Consider the following 508-nt stretch of genomic DNA (forward strand, 5'->3'; position numbering starts at 1 on the left):
TGCCAGAGCGTGCTATCGATAAGCCATTCCTGCTGCCAATCGAAGACGTATTCTCCATCTCCGGCCGTGGTACAGTTGTTACCGGTCGTGTAGAGCGTGGTATCGTTAAAGTGGGCGAAGAAGTTGAAATCGTCGGTATCAAGGACACTGTTAAGTCTACTTGTACTGGCGTTGAAATGTTCCGCAAACTGCTGGACGAAGGCCGTGCTGGTGAGAACGTTGGTGTTCTGCTGCGTGGTATCAAACGTGAAGATATCGAACGTGGTCAGGTTCTGGCTAAACCAGGTTCAATCAAACCACACACCAAGTTTGATTCCGAAGTGTACATCCTGAGCAAAGATGAAGGTGGTCGTCATACTCCATTCTTCAAAGGCTACCGTCCACAGTTCTACTTCCGTACAACTGACGTGACCGGTACTATCGAACTGCCAGAAGGCGTTGAGATGGTTATGCCTGGTGACAACGTGAACATGGTTGTTACCCTGATCCACCCAATCGCGATGGATGA

The 508-nt window shown here is 49.4% G+C and carries 1 protein-coding gene; it reads left to right on the forward strand.

The features are described from left to right. A partial coding sequence (locus DXU84_RS24970; protein ID WP_255425966.1) for an EF-Tu/IF-2/RF-3 family GTPase occupies positions 1–508 on the forward strand: 508 nt, incomplete at both ends.

Origin of the sequence: Rahnella sp. RcJ3 (assembly GCF_009498575.1) — a bacterium.
GTDB classification, from domain to species: domain Bacteria; phylum Pseudomonadota; class Gammaproteobacteria; order Enterobacterales; family Enterobacteriaceae; genus Rahnella; species Rahnella aceris.